This window comes from Microbacterium dauci (genome assembly GCF_030065535.1).
Taxonomy (GTDB): domain Bacteria; phylum Actinomycetota; class Actinomycetes; order Actinomycetales; family Microbacteriaceae; genus Microbacterium; species Microbacterium dauci.
The window spans coordinates 211,090-236,400 of sequence record NZ_JASJND010000007.1 but is presented as its reverse complement, the minus strand read 5'-3'; the positions used below and the strand labels follow the sequence as shown (position 1 = coordinate 236,400).

At 69.6% G+C, this 25,311-nt stretch carries 27 protein-coding genes and 1 tRNA gene; 9 read left to right on the top strand and 19 right to left on the bottom strand.

Going from position 1 to position 25,311, the window contains the following annotated elements; genetic code table 11:
- Positions 1–63: 63 nt before the first annotated feature.
- On the top strand, positions 64–276 hold the full coding sequence (locus QNI14_RS12605; RefSeq protein ID WP_283716970.1) for a hypothetical protein: 213 nt from the start codon (positions 64–66) through the stop codon (positions 274–276).
- A gap of 48 nt (positions 277–324) precedes the next feature.
- Here the strand turns inward: QNI14_RS12605 and QNI14_RS12600 are convergent.
- The 10 genes from QNI14_RS12600 to rplU all read right to left on the bottom strand — a co-directional run bounded on the left by QNI14_RS12600 (position 325) and on the right by rplU (position 7,173).
- Positions 325–400 (bottom strand) — tRNA-Ala (locus QNI14_RS12600).
- Positions 401–474: 74 nt separating this feature from the next.
- The gene (gene rsfS, locus QNI14_RS12595) at positions 475–852 is read right to left on the bottom strand and encodes a ribosome silencing factor (RefSeq protein WP_283716969.1); all 378 of its coding nucleotides are present in this window, start codon (positions 850–852) and stop codon (positions 475–477) included.
- Entirely contained in the window at positions 852–1,994 is a 1,143-nt protein-coding gene (locus tag QNI14_RS12590; protein ID WP_283716968.1) for a hypothetical protein, read from the bottom strand. The genes rsfS and QNI14_RS12590 overlap by 1 nt, the downstream gene beginning before the upstream one ends.
- Entirely contained in the window at positions 1,991–2,587 is a 597-nt protein-coding gene (nadD, locus tag QNI14_RS12585) for a nicotinate-nucleotide adenylyltransferase (RefSeq protein WP_283716967.1), read from the bottom strand. The genes QNI14_RS12590 and nadD overlap by 4 nt, the downstream gene beginning before the upstream one ends.
- An 11-nt stretch (positions 2,588–2,598) precedes the next feature.
- Positions 2,599–2,820 (bottom strand): hypothetical protein, encoded by a 222-nt coding sequence (locus tag QNI14_RS12580; protein ID WP_283716966.1) that lies wholly within the window; start codon positions 2,818–2,820, stop codon positions 2,599–2,601.
- 43 nt (positions 2,821–2,863) lie between these two features.
- Positions 2,864–4,123, bottom strand: coding sequence for a glutamate-5-semialdehyde dehydrogenase (locus tag QNI14_RS12575; protein ID WP_283716965.1), 1,260 nt, complete (start codon positions 4,121–4,123; stop codon positions 2,864–2,866).
- 40 nt (positions 4,124–4,163) lie between these two features.
- A complete protein-coding gene (gene proB, locus QNI14_RS12570) occupies positions 4,164–4,994 on the bottom strand; it encodes a glutamate 5-kinase (protein ID WP_283716964.1) in 831 nt (276 codons plus the stop codon).
- The gene (obgE, locus tag QNI14_RS12565) at positions 4,991–6,505 is read right to left on the bottom strand and encodes a GTPase ObgE (protein WP_283716963.1); all 1,515 of its coding nucleotides are present in this window, start codon (positions 6,503–6,505) and stop codon (positions 4,991–4,993) included. Before obgE ends, proB begins: the two co-directional genes overlap by 4 nt.
- A gap of 84 nt (positions 6,506–6,589) precedes the next feature.
- On the bottom strand, positions 6,590–6,847 hold the full coding sequence (rpmA, locus tag QNI14_RS12560; RefSeq protein WP_283716962.1) for a 50S ribosomal protein L27: 258 nt from the start codon (positions 6,845–6,847) through the stop codon (positions 6,590–6,592).
- A 17-nt stretch (positions 6,848–6,864) separates the two neighbouring features.
- The gene (gene rplU / locus QNI14_RS12555) at positions 6,865–7,173 is read right to left on the bottom strand and encodes a 50S ribosomal protein L21 (RefSeq protein ID WP_283716961.1); all 309 of its coding nucleotides are present in this window, start codon (positions 7,171–7,173) and stop codon (positions 6,865–6,867) included.
- Between the two features lie 212 nt (positions 7,174–7,385).
- Between rplU and QNI14_RS12550 the strand changes: the two genes are divergently transcribed.
- Positions 7,386–7,658, top strand: a complete 273-nt coding sequence (locus tag QNI14_RS12550; protein ID WP_283716960.1) for a DUF4031 domain-containing protein — start codon at positions 7,386–7,388, stop codon at positions 7,656–7,658.
- A 9-nt stretch (positions 7,659–7,667) separates the two neighbouring features.
- Here the strand turns inward: QNI14_RS12550 and QNI14_RS12545 are convergent, their stop codons facing one another.
- Positions 7,668–10,070, bottom strand: coding sequence for an Rne/Rng family ribonuclease (locus tag QNI14_RS12545; protein ID WP_283716959.1), 2,403 nt, complete (start codon positions 10,068–10,070; stop codon positions 7,668–7,670).
- Positions 10,071–10,368: 298 nt separating this feature from the next.
- Between QNI14_RS12545 and QNI14_RS12540 the strand changes: the two genes are divergently transcribed.
- A complete protein-coding gene (locus QNI14_RS12540) occupies positions 10,369–10,968 on the top strand; it encodes a vitamin K epoxide reductase family protein (protein WP_283716958.1) in 600 nt (199 codons plus the stop codon).
- Between the two features lie 59 nt (positions 10,969–11,027).
- On the opposite strand, the gene ndk is transcribed toward QNI14_RS12540, so the two are convergent.
- Genes ndk through ileS form a run of 4 tightly spaced genes read right to left on the bottom strand, consistent with a single transcriptional unit; the run spans position 11,028 to position 16,555 of the window.
- A complete protein-coding gene (ndk, locus tag QNI14_RS12535) occupies positions 11,028–11,444 on the bottom strand; it encodes a nucleoside-diphosphate kinase (protein ID WP_283716957.1) in 417 nt (138 codons plus the stop codon).
- Position 11,445: 1 nt separating this feature from the next.
- Entirely contained in the window at positions 11,446–11,826 is a 381-nt protein-coding gene (locus tag QNI14_RS12530; RefSeq protein WP_283716956.1) for a DUF4233 domain-containing protein, read from the bottom strand.
- Positions 11,827–11,834: 8 nt separating this feature from the next.
- Positions 11,835–13,187, bottom strand: coding sequence for a bifunctional folylpolyglutamate synthase/dihydrofolate synthase (locus QNI14_RS12525; protein WP_283716955.1), 1,353 nt, complete (start codon positions 13,185–13,187; stop codon positions 11,835–11,837).
- A complete protein-coding gene (gene ileS / locus QNI14_RS12520) occupies positions 13,184–16,555 on the bottom strand; it encodes an isoleucine--tRNA ligase (RefSeq protein ID WP_283716954.1) in 3,372 nt (1,123 codons plus the stop codon). The genes QNI14_RS12525 and ileS overlap by 4 nt, the downstream gene beginning before the upstream one ends.
- 221 nt (positions 16,556–16,776) lie before the next feature.
- Here ileS and QNI14_RS12515 point away from each other — a divergent pair, with 221 nt between their 5' ends.
- A complete protein-coding gene (locus tag QNI14_RS12515; RefSeq protein WP_283716953.1) occupies positions 16,777–17,433 on the top strand; it encodes a hypothetical protein in 657 nt (218 codons plus the stop codon).
- A 16-nt stretch (positions 17,434–17,449) separates the two neighbouring features.
- On the opposite strand, the gene QNI14_RS12510 is transcribed toward QNI14_RS12515, so the two are convergent.
- Positions 17,450–17,863, bottom strand: coding sequence for an OsmC family protein (locus tag QNI14_RS12510; RefSeq protein WP_283716952.1), 414 nt, complete (start codon positions 17,861–17,863; stop codon positions 17,450–17,452).
- A gap of 50 nt (positions 17,864–17,913) precedes the next feature.
- Between QNI14_RS12510 and QNI14_RS12505 the strand changes: the two genes are divergently transcribed.
- The 5 genes from QNI14_RS12505 to QNI14_RS12485 all read left to right on the top strand — a co-directional run bounded on the left by QNI14_RS12505 (position 17,914) and on the right by QNI14_RS12485 (position 23,181).
- Positions 17,914–18,654, top strand: coding sequence for an ATP-binding cassette domain-containing protein (locus tag QNI14_RS12505; RefSeq protein WP_283716951.1), 741 nt, complete (start codon positions 17,914–17,916; stop codon positions 18,652–18,654).
- The gene (locus tag QNI14_RS12500) at positions 18,651–19,322 is read left to right on the top strand and encodes a methionine ABC transporter permease (RefSeq protein WP_283716950.1); all 672 of its coding nucleotides are present in this window, start codon (positions 18,651–18,653) and stop codon (positions 19,320–19,322) included. The genes QNI14_RS12505 and QNI14_RS12500 overlap by 4 nt, the downstream gene beginning before the upstream one ends.
- A 24-nt stretch (positions 19,323–19,346) precedes the next feature.
- Positions 19,347–20,156, top strand: coding sequence for a MetQ/NlpA family ABC transporter substrate-binding protein (locus QNI14_RS12495; protein WP_283716949.1), 810 nt, complete (start codon positions 19,347–19,349; stop codon positions 20,154–20,156).
- Between the two features lie 206 nt (positions 20,157–20,362).
- On the top strand, positions 20,363–22,939 hold the full coding sequence (valS, locus tag QNI14_RS12490; RefSeq protein WP_283716948.1) for a valine--tRNA ligase: 2,577 nt from the start codon (positions 20,363–20,365) through the stop codon (positions 22,937–22,939).
- A 5-nt stretch (positions 22,940–22,944) separates the two neighbouring features.
- A complete protein-coding gene (locus QNI14_RS12485; protein ID WP_347177836.1) occupies positions 22,945–23,181 on the top strand; it encodes a hypothetical protein in 237 nt (78 codons plus the stop codon).
- A gap of 6 nt (positions 23,182–23,187) precedes the next feature.
- Here the strand turns inward: QNI14_RS12485 and QNI14_RS12480 are convergent, their stop codons facing one another.
- Genes QNI14_RS12480 through QNI14_RS12470 form a run of 3 tightly spaced genes read right to left on the bottom strand, consistent with a single transcriptional unit; the run spans position 23,188 to position 25,236 of the window.
- Positions 23,188–24,438: an MFS transporter gene (locus tag QNI14_RS12480; RefSeq protein ID WP_283716946.1), complete on the bottom strand. Its 1,251-nt coding sequence runs from the start codon at positions 24,436–24,438 to the stop codon at positions 23,188–23,190.
- Positions 24,435–24,635: a hypothetical protein gene (locus QNI14_RS12475; protein WP_283716945.1), complete on the bottom strand. Its 201-nt coding sequence runs from the start codon at positions 24,633–24,635 to the stop codon at positions 24,435–24,437. Before QNI14_RS12475 ends, QNI14_RS12480 begins: the two co-directional genes overlap by 4 nt.
- Before the next feature lies 1 nt (position 24,636).
- A complete protein-coding gene (locus tag QNI14_RS12470; protein WP_283716944.1) occupies positions 24,637–25,236 on the bottom strand; it encodes a winged helix-turn-helix domain-containing protein in 600 nt (199 codons plus the stop codon).
- Positions 25,237–25,311 lie beyond the last annotated feature (75 nt).

Sequence of the window (25,311 nt, the reverse complement as noted above, 5' to 3'; positions counted from 1 at the left end):
GGGTCAACCCTCTCGCGCCCGCCGCTCCGCGAGCGCAGGATGAGGGGGACGAAAGGATGACTCATGACCGACGCACCCACATCGCCCGAGAACCTGGAGCGCTTCGCGGCCGGCGAGGGCGAGCACCTGCCACCGGCACCCGAAGGGGACCCGGCCGGTCCTGACGACGCGGAGGAAGTGTTCACTCCTCCGCCGGGCAACACGCCGTACGCCGCCCGAACCACAGTGGATGACAATCGGACGCCCGAAGACGAGACCGCCATCGATCCGACTTGAACCGAAGAGTAGTCGAAACCACGAAAACCCCCGGGGAACCGGGGGTTTTGGTGGACCTGAGGGGACTCGAACCCCTGACCCCCTGCATGCCATGCAGGTGCGCTACCAGCTGCGCCACAGGCCCTTGGTTACCGCTCGCGGCAACTCGTCTAGCTTACTACACGCTCACCCGTGCTCTGAACACGGGGCGAGCACGCCTCAGCCCTGCGGAGCGGGCTCCGGTGTCTGCACGGGAATGACGGGACAGTCCTTCCAGAGCCGCTCGAGCCCGTAGAACACGCGCTCCTCCTCGTGGAAGACGTGGACGACGAGGTCGCCGAAGTCGAGCAGGATCCAACGAGATTCCTGGCGACCCTCGCGGCGCAGCCGCTTCTGGCCGGCCTCGAGCATCGCCTCCTCGACCGCATCGGCGATCGCGGCGACGCCGCGTTCGCTCGAGCCGGTCACGAGGAGGAACGCATCGACCAGCGGCAGCGGCTCCGAGACGTCGAACGCGACGAAGTCCTCGCCGCCCTTCGCATCAGCGGCGGCCGCGGCGATCTGGACGAGCTCGTGCGTGCGGGTGGTGGCTACCATCAGAAGACTCCATTCACGACGGCCAGGATGAGGACCGTCGCGAGCGCGAGGGCGAGGGCGCCGGCCATGACAGCCAGCGTCATCGTCAGCCGGCCGCCCTTGTCGGGCGCCGGCGGGCGGATGATGTCCTCCGCGCTCTTGATCGTGCTGATCGCCGAGCTGGCGGCGATCGGGGTGGGGGACGATGCAGGCGGCAACTCGCCGTCGATGAGCGTGGCATCGACGTCCTTGCCATCCTGGGAACCGGGCGTGCTGCCGGTCGAACCGTAGGAGTCGGGCAGCGAGTAGCTGCCCGTGATCAGCAGCTCGCCGGTGCCCATGATCGGGACCGACAGCGAGCCGGTCTCGGGGGTCTGCGACAGGATCAGCGCGTTCGGCGCGGACGTCGAACCGCCACCGCCGCGCACCAGGAGATGGTCGAACGACGGGGGAAGATCGGCCTCGATGCCATCACCGGCGAGGAGGTTCGCTCCGAGCGCGGGAGCGACGACCGGCGCCTTCTCGACCGCGGCCGGCTCCTCCTCAGAAGCCTCGGCATCTGCGTCCGACTCGGCCTCAACGGGTTCCGACGCTTCGTCGGGCTCCTCGGCCTCGTCAGCCTCGGGCTCCCCCGCCTCAGGTTCCTCGTCCGCAAGCCCTTCGTCGTGCGTCTCGATCCCATCGGATTCGGCTGCGTCGACCGGGTCGACATCGGGCTCGACGTCGACGACATTCGAGTCATCGTCGGGCGCGACGACTGCCGGCTCGTCGACCTCGGGTTCCGTCACCTCGGGCTCGGCAGCCTCCTCGACCACCTCGGGCTCGGCGGGCGCATCATCGGCAGCGGCATCCGCGTCGGGCTGGTCGGCGACGACATCGATGGACTCCGTGCGCAGCTTCGCCTGCTGGCGCGCCTGACGGCGGGTGACCGGAGCAGCCTCGAGATCGACATCGGCGGAGGGCGCCTCGGGGAGCTCGACGGGCTCGGCCGCACGCGGCGGCGTCTGGACCGGGGCGACCGGGGGTACCTCATCGATCAGCGAGGCCGCCTGCTGCGCCTCCTCGGCCTCCTCGGGCGTGATGACGGGGTTCGATGCCGTGTTCCGCAGCTCACGCAGCTGCCGCCGGGTCAGCGGAGGGCCCGGCTGGTCTGGTGTGCTCATGCCTTGCTCCGATACAGGTGGTGCTTCGCAATGTATTGGACGACGCCGTCAGGGACGAGGTACCACACCGGGTTTCCCCGACTCACCCGTTCACGACAGTCCGTCGACGAGATCGACAGCGCGGGAACCTGCAGCTCACTGACGTCCTCGCTCGGCAGCCCGTCGACGCTCAGCGTGTGCCCCGGACGCGAGACCGCGACGAAATGCGCGAGATCCCACAACTCGACGACGTCACGCCACCCGAGGATCTGCGCGATGGCGTCGGCTCCCGTGATGAAGAACAGATCGGCGTCGGGCCGCTCCGCCTTCAGATCGCGGAGCGTGTCGATCGTGTACGTCGCCCCACGTCGGTCGATGTCGACGCGGCTGACCGTGAACATCGGATTGGATGCCGTCGCGATGACGGTCATCAGGTACCTGTGCTCCGCCGACGAGACGCCTGACTTGTGCCGTGGCTCCCCCGTCGGGACGAAGACGACCTCATCGAGATCGAACGACTGCGCCACCTCGCTGGCCGCGACCAGGTGACCGTGGTGGATCGGGTCGAACGTGCCGCCCATCACCCCGATGCGTGGGGCCCGCGTGGATGCCATCACGGATGGCCTCAGTGGTGGCCGTGGCCCGCCTGCGGTGCCGGGTGCTTCTTGGCGTACGCCTCAGCCTTGTGCGCGTGGCGGTTCGCGACGTTCCGGTACGAGAGGGTCACGAAGCCGAGCGCGAGGAAGATCACGAACGCGACGACGCCGTATCCGAAGGTCTCGGCCATCACGTTGCCCTGGTGCTCGGTTTCGGCTGCGGCGAAGGCAATGGTCGTCGCGAAAGTCATTCGGGCTCCGTTCGAGGATCGGGTGCAGGAACAGTTTAGGCGGTCAGCGGCGGATCTGCCCGCCACCGCGGGCGAGCCACTTGGTGGTCGTCAGCTCCGGCAGCCCCATCGGGCCGCGCGCGTGCAGCTTCTGGGTCGAGATGCCCACCTCAGCGCCGAATCCGAACTCGCCGCCGTCGGTGAACCGCGTCGACGCGTTCACCATGACGACGGCCGAGTCGACCTCCGCCAGGAACCGCTCCGCGTGGGTGTCGTTGTCGGTGATGATCGACTCGGTGTGCTGGGTCGAATATGTGCGGATGTGCTCGAGCGCGGCATCGAGATCGTCCACGATGCGCACCGACACGTCCAGGCTCATATGTTCGGTCGCCCAGTCCGCCTCGGTCGCGGGCACCACGTCGGAGGCAAGCGACTGCGCCGCCTCGTCGCCGTGAACGGTGACCCCCTGCGCCTGCAGCGCGGCCACCACGGGCGGCACCAGGCGATCGGCAGCATCGCGCATGACGAGCAGCGTCTCGACCGCGTTGCACACGCTCGGGCGCTGCACCTTCGCGTTCACGACGATGTCGGTGGCCCAATCGAGTCGCGCCGTCGAGTCCAGCACGATGTGGACGACGCCGGCACCGGTCTCGATGACGGGCACGGACGACTCGGTGACGACCGTCTCGATGAGCTGGGCGCTCCCCCGCGGCACGAGGACGTCGACGAGCCCCCGTGCGCGCATGAGTGCACGTGCGCCCTCACGACCGAAGTCGTCGACGGACTGAATCGCCTCGGGATCGACGCCCGACGCCGCGAGCGCTCCGCGCATCACGCGAATGAGCTCGGCGTTGGAGGATGCCGCGGCCGAGCCGCCGCGGAGGACGACCGCGTTGCCGGACCGCAGCGCGAGCGCCGCGATGTCGACGGTCACGTTGGGTCGGGCCTCGTAGATCGCGCCCACCACACCGAACGGCACCGACACCTTCTGCAGGTTGAGGCCGTTCTCGAGCGTGCGGTCGTCGATGACCCGACCGACCGGGTCGGGCAGCAGCGCCACGTCACGCACAGCGGCCGCCAGTGCACGGACGCGCGCGTCGTCGAGGCGGAGACGGTCCAGGAGCCCCGTCGAGAGCCCGTCGGCGGCACCGCGTGCGAGGTCGTCGGCGTTCGCAGCGACGATCTCGCTGACGTTCGCCTCGATGGCGTCGGCGATCGAGCGCAGCAGGTCGGCCTTGGCGGCATCCGACAGCAATCCGACGGATCGCGATGCGGTGCGGGCGAGCTGCATCCGCTCCTGCGCGCTGACGAGGGTGGTGGTCATCCCGCCAGTCTAGAGCGGGGCGGATGCCGCGGGTCCGGGGTCAGCGAGCGTCGACGCGAACGGGCGCTGTGCCGACCGGCGCCGCCGGCTCGGGGTTGGGCGCGAACCACGTCCCGACGTCCTCGCCGCGCAGCGCCTCGAAGACGAGGTCGGCACTCGTGACGAGCACCGCGACGCCCGCGGCCGAGGCGAGCTTCGCCGCCGAGACCTTCGTCGCCGCACCGCCGGTGCCGACGCTGTTCACCACGACGGAGCCGAACTCGTAGCCGGCGAGGTCGTCACCGTACTCGACCGAGTGGATCGGGCGGGCACCAGGCTCCGCCGGCGGCCGGGTGTACAGGCTCTCGATGTCACTGAGGAGGACGAGAGCGTCGGCACCGATGAGCTGTGCGACGAGCGCGGCAAGCCGGTCGTTGTCACCGAAGCGGATCTCGTGCGTCGCGACCGTGTCGTTCTCGTTGACGATCGGCAGGATGCGCAGGCCCAGCAGCCGTTCCATCGCGCGCCGCGCGTTCGAACGGTGCGTCGCGTTCTCGAGGTCACCGGCGGTGAGGAGCACCTGCCCGGCGACGATCTCGAACGGCCGGAGCGCCGCCTGGTAGCGGTAGATCAGGACGTTCTGCCCGACGGCCGCCGCCGCCTGCTGCGTCGCGAGGTCGCTGGGACGCGAGTCGAGGAGCAGGAACGGCATGCCGGTCGCGATCGCACCGGACGAGACCAGGACGACCTCGGTGCCGCGGGCATGCGCCTCGGCGAGGGCTTCGACGATCGGCTGGATCTTCTCTGCGTTCTCGCCGCTGATCGACGAGGAGCCGACCTTGACGACGACACGACGTGCGCCGGCGATGCCGGCCCGTTCCTGCAGGCTCACGACTCGTCCTCGTCCTCCCAGCCGTCACCGCGGGCGGCGAGGCGCTCGGACTCGAGCTCTGCGCGCGCTTCGGCCTTGGCATCCATCCGCTCGTGATAGCGGTCACGGCGCTGCGACGTCGTGCGACGCGGGTTCAGGTCGAGACGCGGGTCGGTGCCTCGCGGCGCCGTCATGAGTTCGGCGGCAGAGCTGAGCGACGGGTGCCAGTCGAAGATGATGCCGTCGCCGGGGCCGATGACGACGGTCGAACCCGCCTGCGCACCGACGCGGAACAGCTCGTCCTCCACGCCCAGCTTCTCGAGCCGGTCGGCGAGGAAGCCAACGGCCTCTTCGTTCTGGAAGTCGGTCTGCTGCACCCAGCGGAGCGGCTTCGTGCCGAGAATCCGGTAGTAGGTGCCGTACGTGCCGCCTTCGACGCGGATCTCGAAGTCTTTCTCGGCGCCCTGCGGGCGGATGACGATCCGCTCGGGCGCGGGCGCGGTGGCGGCTTCGATGCGGTGCTGCTCGACGAGCTCGCCGAGCGCGAACGTCAGCTGACGCAGACCATCGTGGCTCACCGTCGAGATCTCGAAGACGCGGTAGCCGCGCGCCTCGAGCTCGGGACGGACGAGATCGGCGAGGTCTTTCGCCTCGGGCACGTCGAGCTTGTTGAGCGCGATGAGCTGGGGGCGCTCCAGGAGCGGCACCTGACCCTCGGGGACGGGGTACGCGGCGAGCTCGGCGAGGATCACGTCGAGGTCGCTGATCGGGTCGCGACCCGGCTCGAGCGTCGCACAGTCCAGCACGTGCACGAGCGCCGTGCAACGCTCGACGTGGCGGAGGAACTCGAGCCCGAGCCCCTTGCCGTCGCTCGCACCCTCGATGAGGCCGGGAACATCGGCGACGGTGAAGCGCGCGTCTCCTGCCTGCACGACACCCAGGTTCGGGTGCAGCGTCGTGAACGGGTAGTCGGCGATCTTCGGGCGTGCAGCGGAGATGGCGGCGATGAGGCTCGACTTGCCGGCAGACGGGAACCCGACGAGCGCCACATCGGCGACGGTCTTCAGCTCGAGCTGGACATCGCCCTGCCACCCGGGCGTACCGAGCAGTGCGAAGCCGGGCGCCTTGCGCTTCGGGTTCGCGAGCGCCGCGTTTCCGAGACCACCCTGGCCGCCGGGGGCGACGACGAAGCGGATGCCGGGCGTCACCATGTCGACGAGGATTTCGCCCGTCTCGTCCTTGACGACGGTGCCGACGGGGACCGGGAGCTCGAGGTGCTCGCCGGCGGCACCGGAGCGGTTGTCGCCCATGCCGAACCCGCCGTTGCCCGCGGAGCGGTGCGGCGAGTGGTGGTACGACAGGAGGGTCGTCACCTGGGGGTCGGCGACCAGGACGACGTCGCCGCCGTGCCCGCCGTTGCCACCGTCTGGACCGGCGAGCGGCTTGAACTTCTCGCGCCGGACGGAGACGCACCCGTTGCCGCCCTTGCCCGCACTCAAGTGCAGTGTCACGCGGTCGACGAAGGTCACCATTCGGGGTCTCCTGGCAGTGCGATGTTGGGTGGGAACACGTGAGGGGCGAGCCGTAGCCCGCCCCTCACGTTGGAACTCTGTGTCTTACTCGGCGACCGAGACGATGTTGACGACCTTGCGGCCGCCCTTCGTGCCGAACTCGACTGCGCCGGCCTCGAGGGCGAACAGCGTGTCGTCGCCACCGCGGCCGACGTTCGCGCCGGGGTGGAAGTGCGTGCCGCGCTGGCGGACGATGATCTCGCCGGCGAGGACCTTCTGACCACCGAAGCGCTTCACGCCGAGGCGCTGTGCGTTGGAGTCACGACCGTTACGGGTGGAGCTTGCGCCCTTTTTGTGTGCCATCTCTCGTGCCTCCTGGCTTACTTGATGCCGGTGATCTTGACGCGCGTGAGGTCCTGACGGTGGCCCTGGCGCTTCTTGTAACCGGTCTTGTTCTTGAACTTCTGGATGATGATCTTCGGGCCGCGCTCCTCGCCGAGGACCTCGGCGGTGACCTTGACCTTCGCGAGCTTGTCGGCGTCGGTCGTCACGGCGTCACCGTCGACGAACAGGACGGCGGGCAGCTCGATCTTGTCGCCGACCTTCGCCGCCTGACGGTCGAGAACGACGACCGTGCCGACCTCGACCTTTTCCTGACGGCCACCGGCGCGCACAACTGCGTAAACCACTTCACACCTTGTTTCTTCTGTGGAGCGCTGGGCTCCGGGCTCTGATGAGACTGGGAAGTCCTGGTGCGGAAGCGAGGCTCTGCGTCGCCATAGGCCTGCGACACGTGACGCACCAAGGGTCCAGAATACCCGATCCTCCGGGCGGAGGCAAAAGCGCTGACCCGCGAGTCGCGGCGACCCGCTCCCCCGCACGGCGAGCCTATGATCGCGGGATGGCCATCCTCGTCGACACCGCGATGTGGCCCGCGCACGGGCGCCTCTGGGCGCATCTCGTCTCGGACCACGACCTCGACGAACTCCATGTCTTCGCCGCCGCGCACGGCATCCCACAACGCGCGTTCGACCGCGATCACTACGACGTCCCCGACGAGGCGGTCGAACGCCTCGTCGCGGGCGGTGCGGAACGCGTCACGGGGCACGAACTCGTGCGCCGGTTGATCGCGTCGGGCTTGCGCGTCACCGCCCGCGAGCGTCGCGGACGGTGACCTCGGCGGTCACTCCCCGTCAGAGGTGGCGACCGGGGTGCCGGTGAGCGCAGCGGTCGTCACACGACGGCGTCCGCGGCCCTGACCCGGCGCCTTCGGCTCGGGGAGCGCGTCGAGCACGGAGTCGAGCATGCGATCCGCGTCGCTCTTCGGCGCGGCATCCGCTCGCTTCTTGCGGGGACGCTTGGGACGCTCCGCACGCTCGGGCGCTGCGACGACACCGCTCGGCTGCTCGGCAGGCGCCTCTTCGAGCGGGTGAATCGTGGATGCCGCGATCTGGGCGAGCGCCGACTTCACACCCTCGGTGATGACGTGGGTGCCGGTCGTCGGCGCAGCGCTCTGGCCGCTGCCACCGCCGTTGCCGCCGCCACCGTTGTTGTTGCCGCCGCGCGAGCGACGGTTGTTGTTCGACCCACCGCCGCCGTTGCCGCCCGCACGGTGCTTCACAACGGGGTCGTGGTGCACGATGACGCCACGGCCGGCGCAGACGTCGCACGCCTCGCTGAAGGTCTCGAGCAGCCCGAGACCGAGCTTCTTGCGGGTCATCTGCACGAGGCCGAGCGACGTGACCTCGGCGACCTGGTGCTTCGTCCGGTCACGGCTGAGGCACTCGACGAGGCGTCGCAGCACGAGGTCGCGGTTGGACTCGAGGACCATGTCGATGAAGTCGACGACGATGATGCCGCCGATGTCGCGCAGGCGCAGCTGACGGACGATCTCCTCGGCCGCCTCGAGGTTGTTCTTGGTGACGGTCTCTTCGAGGTTGCCGCCGGTGCCGACGAACTTGCCGGTGTTGACGTCGACGACCGTCATCGCCTCGGTGCGGTCGATCACGAGCGAACCACCGGACGGCAGCCAGACCTTGCGGTCGAGCGCCTTCTCGATCTGCTCGGTGACCCGGAACTCGTCGAACGGGTCGTGGTCACCCTCGTACTTCTCGATGCGCTCGAGCAGATCGGGGGCGACCCCGGTCAGGTACGACGTGATCGTCTGGTGCGCTTCCTCGCCCTGGATGAGCATCTTGCGGAAGTCCTCGTTGAAGACGTCGCGGACGATCTTGACCAGGAGGTCGGGCTCGGAGTGCAGGAGCGCGGGCGCCTGGCCGGACTGCGACTGCGCGCTGATGTGCTCCCACTGCGAGGTGAGGCGCTGGACGTCGCGCGTCAGCTGCTCCTCGGTCGCGCCCTCGGCCGCGGTGCGGACGATGACACCCGACGACTCGGGCAGCACCTCCTTGAGGATCTTCTTCAGGCGCGCGCGCTCGGTGTCGGGGAGCTTGCGGGAGATGCCGTTCATGGCACCGCCGGGGACGTACACGAGGTACCGGCCCGGGAGCGAGATCTGGCTCGTCAGGCGGGCACCCTTGTGTCCGACCGGGTCCTTCGTGACCTGCACGAGCACGCGGTCGCCGCTCTTGAGGGCAAGCTCGATGCGACGCGGCTGGTTGCCGGTCTCGACGGCGTCCCAATCGACTTCGCCGGAGTACAGCACGGCGTTGCGGCCGCGGCCGATGTCGACGAAGGCGGCCTCCATCGAGGGCAGCACGTTCTGGACGCGACCGAGGTACACGTTGCCGATCAGCGACGCGTCCTGGTTGCGCGCGACGTAGTGCTCGACGAGGACGTTGTCTTCGAGCACGGCGATCTGGATGCGACCGTTCTTCGAGCGGACGATCATGTCACGGTCGACGGCCTCGCGGCGCGCGAGGAACTCGGCCTCGGTCACCACCGCACGGCGGCGACCGGCCTCGCGACCGTCGCGGCGACGCTGCTTCTTCGCCTCGAGACGGGTCGAACCCTTGATGCGCTGCGGCTCGGTGATGACCTCGACCGCGCGGCGGCGCGGCGCCGGCTCGTCGCCGGACTCCGCTGCCCCACCGCCACCGCGGCGGCGGTTGCGCCGGCGCGAGCTCGACGAACCCTCGGCGGGCTGATCGTCACGGTCATCGCGGTCGTCACCCGGACGAGCGGGCAGCGCGACGATCTCGGGCGCGTAGAAGTGCAGGGCGGTCGACACGGCCGACACGAACGCCTCGGGCAGCAGGCCCAAGCTCGCGGCGGTGAGCGGAGCGGGCTCGGCTTGGGTTGTGGGCTCGGCTTCGGTTGCGGGCTCGGCCGTTTCGGCGACCTCGACCGGAGCGTCTGCTGCCGGGGTGTCTGCTGCGGGGGCGTCGTCGGATGCGGGAGCGGATGCCTCGTCGGCGGGCGCCGCCCCGGCGGGAGCCTCGTCGGCTGCTTCGGCATCGGCGGGTGCGTCGGTGGGAGTGCCCTCGGCCTCGGCGGCATCCGTCACCGACGCGTCGGACGCGGGAGCTTCTTCGGTCGGGACGTCGGCCGTCGTGGACACCTCGGTGTCGGTCAGCGGCGCATCCGGCTCATCGAGAGGGGCTGCTTCGTTGTGCTCATCGGCCATCACTGGCTTACTCCTAGCGGACGGCTCCGCGGGCCGTCCGGACGTTCTCTGGCGGCGCCGTCCCGTATGCAGGACGGGCCGCGAACTCACTCGGTCTGCAGTCGATCACCGCTCTCTGCGCGGGTGATGCTGCTTGGGCGGTCATCGCCCGAAGTCTTCTGGGTGACATCCGGGCGGCGCGGCCGCGGGGACGTCGACCACCAGTATCTCACTAACCGCGCGGAAACCGTGACCGCGGTCGTTTTGCACGGCTCCGAGCCCAGCCCGGGCATACGAAGCCGGTGCGATAATCGGCCGCATGACCGCCCGGACGACCACGCCCCGCCCCACTGCGTTCGCCGTCTGGTTGATCATCGCCGGTGTCATCGGATGGATCGCCGCCTTCGCGCTGACGATGGAGCGGATGAAGCTCCTCGCCGATCCGAACGCGACGGCCGCGTGCGACATCAGCCTGCTCGTGCAGTGCGGGGCCAACCTGCAGTCGTGGCAAGGCTCGGTGTTCGGCTTCCCGAACCCGATCCTCGGGCTCACCGGCTGGATGGCGCCCGTCGTCGTCGGTGTCGCGCTCCTCGCCGGTGCGCGGTTCGCCCGCTGGTTCTGGCTGCTGTTCGGCCTCGGGATCACCGGCGCCTTCGCATTCGTGATCTGGCTGATCTCGCAGAGTGTGTTCGTCCTCGGCACGCTCTGCCCGTGGTGCATGGTCACGTGGGCTGTGACATTCCCCACGTTCTTCGCCGTCGCCGTGCACTTGCTCCGGATCGGCGCGATCCCTGTCCCGGAGCGGGTGCAAGCCGCGGCGGATCGACTGATGGCATGGGTGCCGCTGATGGCGATCGGCGGGCTCGCCGTCGTCGGACTCATCGCGCAGCTCCACCTGAACTGGATCGCCGAGTTCTGATCCCCTGAGAACGACGAAGCGCCCGGTCCCAGGGGACGCGGGCGCTTCGAAGGTGCGGGTCAGTCGAACCAGATGCCGAGCTCGCGGGCGGCGGACTCGGGGCTGTCGCTGCCGTGGACGAGGTTCTGCTGCACGGCGAGGCCCCAGTCACGGCCGAAGTCGCCGCGAATGGTGCCGGGAGCTGCCGTCGTCGGGTCGGTCGTGCCGGCCAGCGAGCGGAAGCCCTCGATGACGCGGTTGCCAGCGAGACGGATCGCGACCGACGGGCCCGACATCATGAAGTCGAGCAGCGGCTCGTAGAAGGGCTTGCCCTCGTGCTCGGCGTAGTGCTGCTCCAGCAGCGCACGCTCGGGCTCGACGAGGCGGATGTCGACGAGCGCGTAGCCCTTCGCCTCGATGCGGGCGAGGATCGCGCCGGTCAGGCCGCGGGCGACGCCGTCGGGCTTGACGAGGACAAGGGTCTGTTCGGTGGCCATGTCAGTCTCCGTTCGTTTCCGCCTGCGCGGCGAGCGTTGCGTTGCGCTCGTCGAGCGCACCGCCCTTGATGGTGGCATACACATACATCGCGCCGAAAACCACGGCCGCGATTAGCAGCGCGGGCACGAGGAACGCGGCCAGTGCGATGACCCCCTGCAGCACGGCGCCGGCGATGACGGCCCAGCGGTGCCGGACGAGCCCGGCGAGGGCGACCGTCACGACGGCGAGCACGCTACCGGCCACGATCGCCCACCAATCGGCGATGCCGCCCGGCAGCACGCGCAGGCCGAAGACGACCAGTCCGCCGAGGAAGACCACCAGCGATTCGGAGATGAGGACGACCGACAGCAGGGACTCCTGCGCACCGCGGTGCCGACGCACGCGCGGACTCACGAGGCGTACCCCGCTTTCCAGTCCTCTGCAGCCGACAGCGCGACGGCCTCCCCCGCGAGGACGACACTCCCCGCGATGACGACGGCACGACGATCGGACGCCGCAGCCCAGGCGCGCGCCGCTTCGGCGGCGTCCGTGAGGTCGTGATGGACCGTCACCGACGCGCCGAGTTCCTCGGCGAAATCGGCGACGGTATCGGGCTCGGCGGCCCGATCGGACTCCGGCGCGGTCGCGAACACGTGCGCGGCGGACGGCGCGAGGGCACCGACGATGCCGGCCACGTCCTTGTCACCGAAGGCGCCGAGGACCATGCCCCACTCGTCGAAGTCGAACGAGTCACCGAGCGCGGTGACGAGGGCCTTCGCGCCGTGCGGGTTGTGTGCGCTGTCGACGAGCACCGTCGGCGCGATGCCGACGAGCTGCAGGCGACCCGGCGACGTCGCGTTCGCGAGACCGTCGGCGAGGACGTCCTCCGCGAGCGCCTGGGTCGCGCCGCCGATGAGCGATTCGACCGCGGCGATCGCGAGCGCCGCATTGTGCCCCTGGTGCGCGCCATAGAGCGGCAGGTACAGCTCCGGGTACGTACCGGCGAGGCCGCGCACGGTGATGAGCTGGCCGCCGACCGCGAGCTTCTGCTCGAGGAGGCCGAACTGCTCGCCGTCGAAGGCGATCGTCGCCTCGGCGCGGCGCGCACCCTCGGTGAGGACGGCGACGGCCGCGGCATCCTGCGACGCGGAAACGACGGCTGCGCCCTGCTTGATGATCCCGGCCTTGACCGCCGCGATGTCGGCGATCGTGTCGCCGAGGCGGTCGGCGTGGTCGATGTCGATCGGCGCGAACACGGCGACGTCACCGTCGGCGGTGTTCGTCGAGTCCCATGCGCCGCCCATACCGACCTCGATCACCGCGACGTCGACGGGCGCGTCGGCGAACGCGACGAACGCGAGCACGGTGAGAAGCTCGAAGAACGTCAACGGTGCCTCGTCCTGCAGCTCGAGCTCTGCGTCGACGAGTCCGACGATCGGAGCGATCTCGTCCCACGCGTCGGCGATCGCGCCGTCGGCGATGGGCTCACCGTCGATCATGACCCGCTCGGTGAAGCGCTCCAGGTGCGGGCTCGTGAAGAGCCCGGTCCGCAGGCCGTGTGCGCGGATGATCGACTCTGCGATCCGACTCGTCGACGTCTTGCCGTTGGTGCCCGTCACGTGCACCACGCGGTAGGTGCGCTGCGGGTCGTCGAGCAGTTCGAGCACCCGTCGGGTGCGCTCGACGCGCGGCTCCACCCAGCGCTCGCCCTGCCGCTCGAGGAGCGCCGCGTAGACGGCATCCGCCCGCTTCCGGTCGCTCACGAGGTCGCTCCGATCCGGCGCACACCGATGGTGAGCGCGCCCGCGTTGGCATAGGTTCCGGCGTCGACCGTCGTGGTGAACTCCGGCGTCGAGCGCAGCGCCTCGCCGAGGAGCACGTCCCCGCCGACCACCTGCACGAGTGCGGCTTCCGCGAGGGTCTCACCCGCGACGGCGGCGATCTCGAACGCGGATGCCACGGCCTCGCCGTCCGCCGTGTCGGCGAACGTCAGCTGCAGCGCGATGCGGTCGCTGACCTCGAAGCCGGCGGCCTTGCGGGCGTCTTGCACGGCGCGGATGACGTCGCGCGCGAGGCCCTCGGCCTCGAGCTCGGGCGTCGTCGTGGTGTCGAGCAGCACGAAGCCACCTGCCGGAAGGAGCGCGATCGCGGTGCCCTCGGCCACACCGCCCGCCTCGAGGGTCAGGTCGTACTCCCCCACCTCGAGCGCGATGCCGTCGACGACGACCACGCCGTCCTCCTCCGTCCAGAGACCGGCCTTCGCGCCCTTGATGACGTGCTGCACCTGCTTGCCGAGGCGCGGGCCGGCGGCACGCGCGTTGACCGCGAGCCGCTGGCTGATGCCGTACTGCTCGGCGAGCCCGTCGGTGAGGGCCACGAGTTCGACGGCCTTGACGTTGAGTTCGTCACGCACGATGTCTTCGAACTGCGCCAGCGACGCGGCATCCGGCACCGCGACCGTGAGCTGCGCGAGCGGCAGGCGTACGCGCTTGCCTTCCTTCTTGCGGAGCGCGTTGGCGACCGACGACACCTCGCGGACGGTGTCCATCGCGGTGCGGATGTCGGATGCCGGGGCGTAGAGGTCGGCATCCGGCCAGTCCGTCAGGTGCACGCTGCGGCCGCCGGTGAGCCCCTGCCACACGCGCTCCGACGCGAGCGGAATGAGCGGCGCTGCGACGCGAGTGAGCGTCTCGAGCACCGTGTAGAGGGTGTCGAACGCCTCGGTGGATGCCGGGTCGGCGGCATCCACGCCCACCCAGAACCGGTCGCGTGAGCGACGGATGTACCAATTCGTGAGCGCCTCAGCGAAGTCGCGGAGCTTCGCCGCGGCCATCGTCGAATCGAGCGCCTCGAGGTCGGCCGCGACCCCACGCACGAGGTCGCCGGTGAGCGCGAGGATGTGGCGGTCGAGCACGTTCGTCGAATCGGTACGCCAGGTGGCCTCGTAGCCGGTGCCCTCGGGGCCGCCCGCCGCGTTCGCGTACGTGGTGAAGAAGTACCACGCGTTCCACAGCGGCAACAGGAACTCGCGCACGCCGGCGCGGATCCCCTCCTCGGTGACGACGAGGTTGCCGCCGCGCAGCACGGAAGAGCTCATGAGGAACCACCGCATGGCGTCGGAGCCGTCGCGGTCGAAGACCTCGCTCACGTCGGGGTAGTTCCGCAGCGACTTCGACATCTTCTGCCCGTCGCTGCCGAGCACGATGCCGTGGCACGCGACGCCGGCGAACGCCGGACGATCGAACAGTGCGCCCGAGAGCACGTGCATGACGTAGAACCAGCCGCGGGTCTGCCCGATGTACTCGACGATGAAGTCGGCCGGCGCGTGCTCGTCGAACCAGTCGCGGTTCTCGAACGGGTAGTGCACCTGCGCGTACGGCATCGAGCCCGAGTCGAACCAGACGTCGAAGACGTCTTCGATGCGCCGCATCGTCGACTGCCCGGTCGGGTCGTCGGGGTTCGGGCGCGTGAGGTCGTCGATGAACGGGCGGTGCAGGTCGACCTCACCCGCCTCGTTCACGGGCAGGCGACCGAAGTCGCGCTCGAGGTCGGCGAGCGAGCCGTAGACGTCGACGCGCGGGTACTCGGGGTCGTCGCTCTTCCACACCGGGATCGGCGATCCCCAGAAGCGGTTGCGGCTGATCGACCAGTCGCGCGCACCCTCGAGCCACTTGCCGAACTGCCCGTGCTTGACGTTCTCGGGCGCCCAGGTGATCTGCTCGTTGAGCTCGACGAGGCGGTCCTTGATCTGCGTGACGCGCACGAACCAGCTCGAGACCGCCTTGTAGATGAGGGGGTTCCGGCAGCGCCAGCAGTGCGGGTACGAGTGCTCGTAGCTGGCCTCGCGCACGAGGCGCCCCTCCGCCTTGAGCAGACGGATGAGGGGCCGGTTCGCGTCGAGCCACAGCTCGCCGGCGACGTCGGTGACCTGCGGCAGGAACTTGCCGCCGTCGTCGAGGCTGACGATGAGCGGGATGCCGGCGGCGGCCGTGATCCGCTGGTCGTCCTCACCGTAGGCGGGCGCCTGGTGGACGATGCCGGTGCCGTCGGTGGTCGTCACGTAGTCGTCGACGAGGATGCGCCACGCGTGCTGCGTGCCCCACGTCTCGGCATCCGCGTAGTAATCGAACAGCCGGTCGTACGAGACGTCCGCGAGCTCGGCACCCTGGACGGTGCGCTCGACGGCCTCGCGGGCCTCGTCGGCCGAGGCGTAACCGAGGTCCTTCGCGTAGTTCCCGAGCAGGTCGGCGGCGAGCAGGTAGCGGTGCGACTCGCCTTCGGCGGCGTCCTCGTGGACGTCGGATGCGCCTGCGGGACCGCCGGGCAGCACGGCGTACGTGATGTCGGGGCCGACGGCGAGCGCGAGGTTGGTCGGAAGGGTCCACGGGGTCGTCGTCCACGCGAGCGCGCGCACGGCGGTGAGCCCGAGGGCCTCGGCCTTGGCACCGACGAGCGGGAAGGTCACCGTCACCGACGGGTCCTGCCGCATCTTGTAGACGTCGTCGTCCATGCGCAGCTCGTGGTTGCTGAGCGGCGTCTCGTCGCGCCAGCAGTACGGCAGCACGCGGTGACCCTCGTACGCGAGGTCCTTGTCGTAGAGCTCCTTGAACGCCCACAGGACCGACTCCATATACCCGGTGTCGAGCGTCTTGTAGCCGCGCTCGAAGTCGACCCAGCGGGCCTGGCGGGTGACGTAGTCCTGCCACTGCTGCGTGTACTCGAGCACCGACAAGCGCGCCTTCGCATTGAAGGCGGCGATCCCCATGTCTTCGATCTCGCTCTTCTCGGTGATCCCGAGCTGCTTCATCGCCTCGAGCTCAGCGGGAAGCCCGTGGGTGTCCCACCCGAAGACGCGATCGACCTTCTTGCCGCGCATCGTCTGGAAGCGCGGGAAGAGGTCCTTCGCGTAGCCGGTGAGGAGGTGCCCATAGTGGGGCAGGCCGTTGGCGAACGGCGGGCCGTCGTAGAAGACCCACTCGTCGGCACCCTCGCGCTGCGCGATGGACTCGGCGAACGTGCCGTCCTGCTCCCAGAAGCCGAGGACGTCCCGCTCGATGTCGGGGAACCGCGGACTGGGCACGACGGCGGCATCGGCGGCGGGGCCGAAGTCGGAAGATCGGGGGTAGGTCATGAAAGCTCCTGCAGGTCATCTCCTGCGAGGACGATCTGACGACCGCGGTACCACCCCGCTTGGCGCTCGCCGGTCCGGCGACGCCCACTCTCCTGCGGCGATGACGGGCCTGCCCCGCTCGGTTCTACTGAGCGGCGGACCGCTGTTCTTCCGAGAGCTCCCCGGTGATGGCCGGATCGGTGCTGATGGCCTCCATCATACGCGCCGCCTACGCTGACGTCATGGCCCGCTCCCGTCTCCGTCCCGAGCCACCGCGCATCTCCGAACCCGACCTCCCGGACACCTTCGAGGACGTCGCGCTCCGCCGGTCGGCGGAGGTCATCGAGGGGCGGGTGACGCTCGCCCCCGGGAAGACCGACGCCGCGCACTCGCGCATCAGCGAGAGCGTCGTGGAGGCGGCATCCGTCGAAGCGATCGACTTGAACGGCGCGATCCTCTCCGACGTCGTGTTCGAGCAGATGTCGGCCGCCGAGCTGCTGGCGCGGGAAGGCACGTGGCGGACGGTCGTCGTGCGCGGCGGCCGGATCGGCACGCTCGACCTCTCGCGCGGCCGGTGGGACGGCGTCGTCCTCGACGGCGTGCGAATCGACTACCTCACCGTCGCAGGCGCCACCCTCGCCGACGTCGAGATCAGCGGATGCCGCATCGGTACGCTCGACGCCCCCGGTGCACAGCTCGACAGGGTGCGCTTCGTCGGGACGACCGCCGATGAGGTCGACACCCGGGAGTTGCAGTCCCGCGACCTCGATCTCCGCGGCCTCGACGCCGTCGCGTTCACCGATGTCCGGGCGCTTCGCGGCGCCACGCTGAGTACCGCGCAGGTCGAGGCGCATGCCGCCGCGTTCGCGGCCGCACTGGGTGTCGACGTGCAGGACTGACGCGGGTCAGGCGACTTCAGGCGGCGAAGGGCTCCGAACGCACCGCGACGGTGTCGGCCTTCTCGAGCAGCCTCGACACGGGGCAACGCTGGTGCGCTGCGACGGCGAGCGCGTCCGCGGCAGCGGCATCCAATCCTTCGCCCGACACGAACGCGGTGGCGACGAACTCGAAGCCACCACGGGTCTCGGCATCCTGGAGCGAGACCTCGACGCGGACCGTCGTGCGGTGCGCACCCCGGACGATCGCCTGCGCCGTGGCGTTGAGACACGTGGCCCACGACAGCGCAAGCAGCTGTTCCGGGTTGCTGCGGGTCAGATCGGCGGCGGGGTCGAGCGGACTCGAGACCGCGACCTCCAGTCCGCCGTCGACGTGGCTGACCCCGGTCCCGCCGTCGTCGTTGCGAGCCGACGTCCGGTACCTGGTGGTCATGGCGCAACTATAGTTGTACTTCGTCCAACAAATCGTTCTGAGGAAGTCGCGTGCCCACCCCGCCGCCGGTCGAGCTCATCGGAGCCGGAGTGACCTACCCCACCGGGGTCACCGCGCTCCGGAACGTCGACCTCTCCGTGGCATCCGGCGAGATCCTCGGCATTGTCGGTGAGAGCGGAGCCGGCAAGAGCACACTCCTCTCCATCCTCACCGGCGAGCTCACCCCGACGACCGGCCGCGCGAAGGTCTTCGGCGACGACGTCCCCACGAGTCGTGCGGCATTGCGCGCGCTCCGCCGCGAGCTCGGGGTCGTGTTCCAGGGCGTGCACCTGCTCGGCAACCGGACCATCGCGCAGAACGTCGCCGTCGCGTTGCGCCTGCGCGGGCGGAGCCGCGAGGCCGCGGCATCCGTCATCGAAGCCCTCCGGTTCGTCGGGCTCGAGGACCGTGCCGACGCCTACCCGGCGCAGCTGAGCGGCGGGCAGCGGCAACGCGTCGGCATCGCCCGCGCGCTCGTCACGCGGCCGCGCCTGCTCCTCTGCGACGAGCCGACCTCGGCGCTCGACGCCGCGACCGCCGCCGGCGTCCTGGACCTTCTGCGCGACGCGCGGGACCGGTTCGGCACCACCGTGCTCATCGTCACCCACGACCTCGACGTCGTCCGCGCGGTGTGCGACCGCGCCGCCGTGTTCGAGGACGGCATCCTGCGCGACGTCCTCACCGTGACCGCACCGCCCGAGGCCGAACGCCTCGGCTACCTCGAACGTGTCCGACGGGAGCTCGGCGCATGAACGGCCTGTTCGAGTCGCTCGGCGAGCGCGGCGACGACCTCATCGCAGCGCTCGGCGAGACCGGCTACATGCTGGTCGTGTCGCTCGCCGCTGCGGTCGTGCTCGGGATGCCGCTCGGCATGACCGTCTACCTCACCCGCGCAGGCGGCATCGCGCCGAACCGCGTCGTGTGGTCGACAGCCAACGCGGTCATCAACGTCGTGCGCTCGTTCCCGTTCCTGCTGCTGGTCGTCTTCCTCGTCCCGGTGACCCGCGCGATCTACGGCACGACGTTCGGGACCCCGGCCGCGACCTTCTCCCTCTGCGTCGTGGCCGTCGCGATCTACGCGCGACTCGTCGAGCAAATCCTGCGCGAGATCAACCCCGGCATCCCGCGGGTCGCACAGAACCTCGGAGCGACGCTCCCCCAGACCGTCATCCGCTTCCTCCTCCCCGAGGCCGTTCCCGGGCTCGTCTACGCCCTCACGTCGGCGAGCATCAGCCTGCTGTCGTACTCGACGGTGCTCGGCGTCGTCGGCGGCGGCGGGATCGGCGACTTCGCGCTCCGGTACGGCTACCAGGAGTACGACTATCCCCTCATGTACGCGACGGTGCTGCTGATCCTGCTCATCGTCCTCGCCATCCAGTCGATCGGGCACCGCCTGTCGATCCGTCTCGACCACCGCTGAACCGCAGTCCCACAAGGAGCACCCATGTCCCGTCACCACGCTCGCCTCGCCACCGCCGCGCTCGCCGTCGGTGCGCTCGCACTGCTGGCCGGCTGCGCCGCGCCCGCGTCGGAGTCCGACGGCGTGCAGACCATCCGCGTCGGTGCGGTCACCTCTCCCATGACCGACGTCGTCGAAGCCGCGGGCGAGGCCATCGCCGACGGGTACGAGGTCGAGCTCGTCGAGATCAGCGACTACGTGACCGTCAACACGATGCTCGCCGCCGGCGACATCGACGCGAACTTCGCGCAGCACGAGCCCTATATGGAGGAGTTCAACGCGAAGAACGACGCCGACCTCACCGCACTCCAGTCGATCTACAACTTCGTGATCGCGTTCTACTCGAAGGAGCACGCGTCGATCGACGACCTCCCCGACGGCGCCACCGTCGCCATCCCGAACGACGCGTCGAACACGGGTCGCGCGCTGAAGCTGCTCGCAGACGAGGGACTCATCACCCTGGCATCCGATGTCGATCCCTACGCGTCGACCGTCGACGACATCGCCGAGAACCCCAAGAACCTGGAGTTCCTGCAGCTCGAGATCGGACAGCTCAACACCGCGTACGACGAAGCCGACCTCGTCTTCCAGTGGCCGTCGCACATCGCGGCGCTCGGCCTCACCCCGCAGGACGACGGCCTCATCACCGAGCTCGACGACCGATTCGCGCTGCAGCTCGTCGTGCCCGGCGAGGACGCCGACTCCGCGGCGACGGCCGCGCTGGTCGAGGCGTTCACGAGCGACGAGGTGCGCGAAGTCATCGAGGGCAACCCCGCCATCGAGGTCGCGTTCTGACGCTCGTCGCACCCCGAGAAACCATCGCTGCGCGAGAAACCACACCCGCGCTGGTTTCTCGCGCGGCGCGTGGTTTCTCGCACGACTCGACGCGGATGCCGCGCTCGGCGACACGGGTGCGGTCTGCACACCGCGGGTAGACTGACCGGACAACCCACACTCAGGCACGCTCACACAGTGCCGCACATACTGCTCGAGGAGACACGATGACGAACGCGCAGATTCCCGACAAGCCGGCTCTCGAGGGCCTCGAGCAGAAGTGGGATGCCGCGTGGGCGGCACAGGGCACGTACCTGTTCGACCGCGACGCGGCCAAGGCGAAGGGTCGTGCGGGCGTCTTCTCGGTCGACACCCCGCCGCCGACCGCGTCGGGATCGCTGCACATCGGCCACGTCTTCAGCTATACGCACACCGACGTCAAGGTGCGCTTCGAGCGCATGAGCGGCAAGACCGTCTTCTACCCGATGGGTTGGGACGACAACGGCCTCCCCACCGAGCGCCGGGTGCAGAACTACTACGGCGTGCGCTGCGACACCTCGCTCCCCTACGACCCCGACTTCACGCCGCCGTTCCGCGGTGACGCGAAGAGCCTGAAGCCTGCCGACCAGGTGCCGATCAGCCGCCGCAACTTCATCGAGCTCTGCGAGGAGCTGACGATCGAGGACGAGAAGCAGTTCGAGGACCTCTTCCGCAAGCTCGGCCTCTCGGTCGACTGGACGCAGACCTACCGCACCATCTCGGACGACACGATCCGCACGAGCCAGCTCGCGTTCCTCCGCAACCTCGAGCGCGGCGAGGCGTACCAGTCGCTCGCGCCCACCCTGTGGGACATCGACTTCCGCTCCGCGATCGCGCAGGCCGAGCTCGAGGACCGCGACCAGCAGGCGTCGTACCACCGTGTGGCGTTCCACAAGTCCGACGGCTCGGGCGACATCCACATCGAGACGACGCGCCCCGAACTGCTCCCCGCGTGCGTCGCCCTCGTCGCGAACCCCGACGACGAGCGCTACCAGCCCTACTTCGGCTCGACCGTGCGCACACCGCTCTTCGACGTCGAGGTGCCCGTGCTCCCCCACCCCCTCGCGGTGAAGGACAAGGGCACCGGTATCGCGATGATCTGCACCTTCGGTGACGTGACCGACATCATCTGGTGGCGCGAGCTCGACCTGCCGAACCGCACGATCCTCGGCAAGGACGGCCGCATCCTCCCGGATGCCCCTGAGGTGCTCGAGACGGATGCCGCGAAGGCGGCGTACGCCGAGCTCGCGGGCAAGACCGTGTTCAGCGCCAAGAAGCGCATCGTCGAGCTCCTCGAGGAGTCGGGCGAACTGCTCGAGGTCTCGAAGCCCTTCACCCACCCGGTGAAGTTCTACGAGAAGGGCGACCGCCCGCTCGAGATCGTCTCGACGCGCCAGTGGTACCTCCGCAACGGCGCCCGGGACGCCGAGCTCCGCGAGAAGCTCATCGAGATGGGCCGCGGCATGGGGTGGCATCCCGACTTCATGCGCGTCCGGTACGAGAACTGGACGAACGGCCTCACCGGCGACTGGCTCGTGTCGCGCCAGCGCTTCTTCGGTGTGCCGATCCCGGTCTGGTACGGCCTCGACGAGCACGGTGAGCGCGACTACGACCGCGTCCTGACGCCCGACGTGTCCCGCCTTCCCGTCGACCCGACCACCGACGTGCCCGACGGCTACACCGAGGATCAGCGCGGCGTGCCGGGCGGGTTCGACGCCGAGCGCGACATCTTCGACACCTGGGCGACCTCGTCGCTCACGCCGCAGCTCGCGGGCGGATGGGAGCGTGACGAGGAACTCTGGAACCTGGTCGCACCGTTCGACGTGCGCCCGCAGGGGCAGGACATCATCCGCACCTGGCTCTTCTCGACCATGGTGCGTTCGGTGCTCGAAGACGGTCGTGCGCCGTGGACGGATGCCGCCATCTCCGGCTTCATCGTCGACCCCGACCGCAAGAAGATGTCGAAGTCGAAGGGCAACGTGGTGACCCCGGCCGACATCCTCGACGCGCACGGCACCGACGCGGTCCGCTATTGGGCGGCCTCCAGCCGACTCGGCGCCGATGCCGCGTTCGACCCGCAGAACCCGACGCAGGTGAAGATCGGGCGCCGCCTGGCGATCAAGGTCCTGAACGCGGCGAAGTTCGTGCTGTCGTTCCCCGTGCCCGAGGGCGCGCAGATCACGCACGCGCTCGACGCGTCGATGCTCGCGACCCTCGACCAGGTCGTGCGCGACGCGACCAAGGCGTTCGAGTCGTACGACCACGCCCGCGCGCTGGAGATCACCGAAGCGTTCTTCTGGACCTTCTGCGACGACTACCTCGAGCTCGTGAAGGAGCGCGCGTACAACCAGGCCGACACCGGTCAGGCGTCCGCGGCCCTCGCGCTGCGCCTCGCCCTGTCGACGCTCCTGCGGCTGCTCGCCCCGGTCCTCGCGTTCGCCGCCGAGGAGTCGTGGTCGTGGTTCGAGGAGGGCTCGGTGCACACCGCCGCCTGGCCGACGCCGCTCGAGTTCGACGGCGACCCGGCCGTGCTGCGCGCCGTGGGCGAAGCACTCATCGGTGTGCGACGCGCGAAGACCGAGGCGAAGGCCTCGCAGAAGACGCCCGTCGCGTCGCTGACGGTCGCCGGCCCCGCCGCCGCGCTCGACGCGATCCGCTCCGCCGAGGGCGACCTCGCCGCGGTCGGCCGGATCGCCGCTGTCAGCTACGCCGACGCCGACGCCATCGTCGTCACCGACATCGAACTCGCCCCTCAGGAGGCATGATGCGAATGGGTACCCGCTGGGACAGCGGCGCGGAGCCGCCGGCATCCGTCCCGGCTCTGCTGCACGAGCAGATCGCGGCGGTGGATGCCACGGTGACGCTGTCCGGCGTGCAGCCGAAGCCGCGCTGGACGCTCACCTGGCTGGAAGGGCGCCCCGTCGCCGAGCTGGAGACGGGTGCCGTCGTCCGGCAGGATCGCGACGGCCAGGTCGTCGTCGGCCACGTCGACGCGCTCGAGGACTGACCCCGCTCAAGCGTCGGCGGGGCTGAGGCCCTGCCGTGACGCCTCGAGCAGCAGCTTCGTGCACACCATGCTGGCGACGAGGCAGATGGCGCCCGCGATCAGGTACGGCAGCCGCAGGTCGACCCGCGCGACCCAACCGCCGAGGACGGTCGCCAGCGGAAACATGCCCCACGTGATCATCCGGATGACGCCGAGCGTGCGCCCGAACAGCGCGGGCGGGATGAGTCGCTGGCGGAGCGCGGCCCACGGGACGTTCCAGGTCGAGATCGCGAACGCCATCGCCGCGTAGGCCACGACCGCGGTGACGACCTCAGGTGCGACGCCGACGGCGACGAGCGCGAGCGCGGCCAGCAGGTTCGCTGCCCACATCACGCCGCCGCGCCCGAACCGGGCGACGAGGCGCGAGGCGACGAGCGAGCCGGCCAGCGCTCCGAGCCCGATGCCCGCGGTCACGAAGCCGATCGCCGCCGGCGCGACGTGGTGCTCGTCGAGGAAGTAGAGCATCGTCGGCGCCTGGGCGAACGAGAACGCGCACCCCATGAGTGACGTGAATAGCACCAGCGCACGCAGATAGCGATGCCTCCAGAGGAAGCGGAGCGCCTCGGATGCCGGGACGCGGGGTGCGGTATCCGACGCCGACGCCTCGGCGCGGAGCGGCCGCGCAGCCGACAGCGGGAGCAGGATGGCGAGGACGATCGGGACGAGATACCCGACCGACCCGACCCAGAGCGGCAGGGCCAGCGACACCGCGAAGAGCACGCCCGCGATGGGCTGCGCGATGAAGCTGTCGATCGTGACCTGCGCGGCTTGGATGCGCCCGTTCGCGCGCTCGAGGTGCTCGTCACGCACGACGGCGGGGATTACCGCGTGGGTCGCGTTGTCGAACACGGTCTCGCCGAACCCGAACACGAGCGTGCCGGCGAAGAGCCACCAGATGTCGAGCGCGCCCGTCACGGTGAGCACGGCGAGACCGAGCGCCGCACCGCCGCGGAGCGTGTTCGCAACCGCCATGAGCATCCGCCGATCGAATCGGTCGACAAGCATGCCGGCGGGGATCGCGAAGACGAACCAGGGGACGAACGCGAGGGCCGCGAGGACCGAGATCACCAGCGGGTCCCTCGTGAGCGTGGTCGCGATGAGCGGGACGGCGGTGCGCCCGAGCCCATCGGCGAGGTTGCTGAACGCCGCCGCGCTCCACAGCTTCTGGAAGGCGGCGCCGAGTCCGCGGACGGGCGGTGCCTCGACCATGATGGTCATCGCGGCAGAGTGCCCGTGTGCATGAGGGCTGCGATGTCGCGTGCCCGTTCGTCTGCAGCCAGGTGCACGCGGCGGCGAGCAGCGGTCGCCGCCCGGCGCGCGATCCGCCGCGTGACCGCGCGCTCGATTGCGCGCGTGCCTGCGAGCAGAAGCTCATCGAGGATGGTGGACGATGCGGGGATGCTGATGGTGGTCAAGTCAGTTGCCTTCCTCGGGAAGTGCGAAGACGTCGACTCGAGCCGTGAAGGGCAATGTGCCCTCCTCGTCTTGCCCGCGGTAGCGGTCGGTCGTCTCGTCGATGAGCGCCGAGAAGCGCTCGTTCAGTTCCTTCGCCTGCGCGGGCGTGAGGCGGAGGTTGGCCGTCGAGATGAGGGTGGTGTCATCGTTCAGCTCGTCGGCGGCGCGCATGCTGGTGGTCACGAAGGTGAGTAGCTGCTGGTGCCTGCGGTTCAGGAACTCGGTCATGATGACCTGCGTCGCCGCAAGACCCGCGGGGCTCTTCATCGCCTCGGGGTTGTAGAACGAGACCGAGCCGGGCTCACGCTCCCACCAGCGTTCCCGAGCAGATCCCCGCCCCTCGACCTCGCGGATGAGGTCGTGCTTCGCGAGCGCTCGAAGGTGGTAGCTGGTCGAACCGCTCGACTCCCCCGTGCGCGCCGCGAGCGAGCTCGCGGTCTGGGGCCCGTACTGCGACAGGATGTCGTAGATCTCGACGCGGAGCGGGTGCGCGAGGGCACGCAGTGCGCCCGCGTCGAGAAGCCGGTCGACGCGCTCTGCGGGCTTCTTCGGTTCGGTCATAGTGCAAAGGTATCTTTGCATCTCCTTCTTTGCAAGCATTTCTTTGCAATAGATCGTTTGCACGCTCGAGACCAT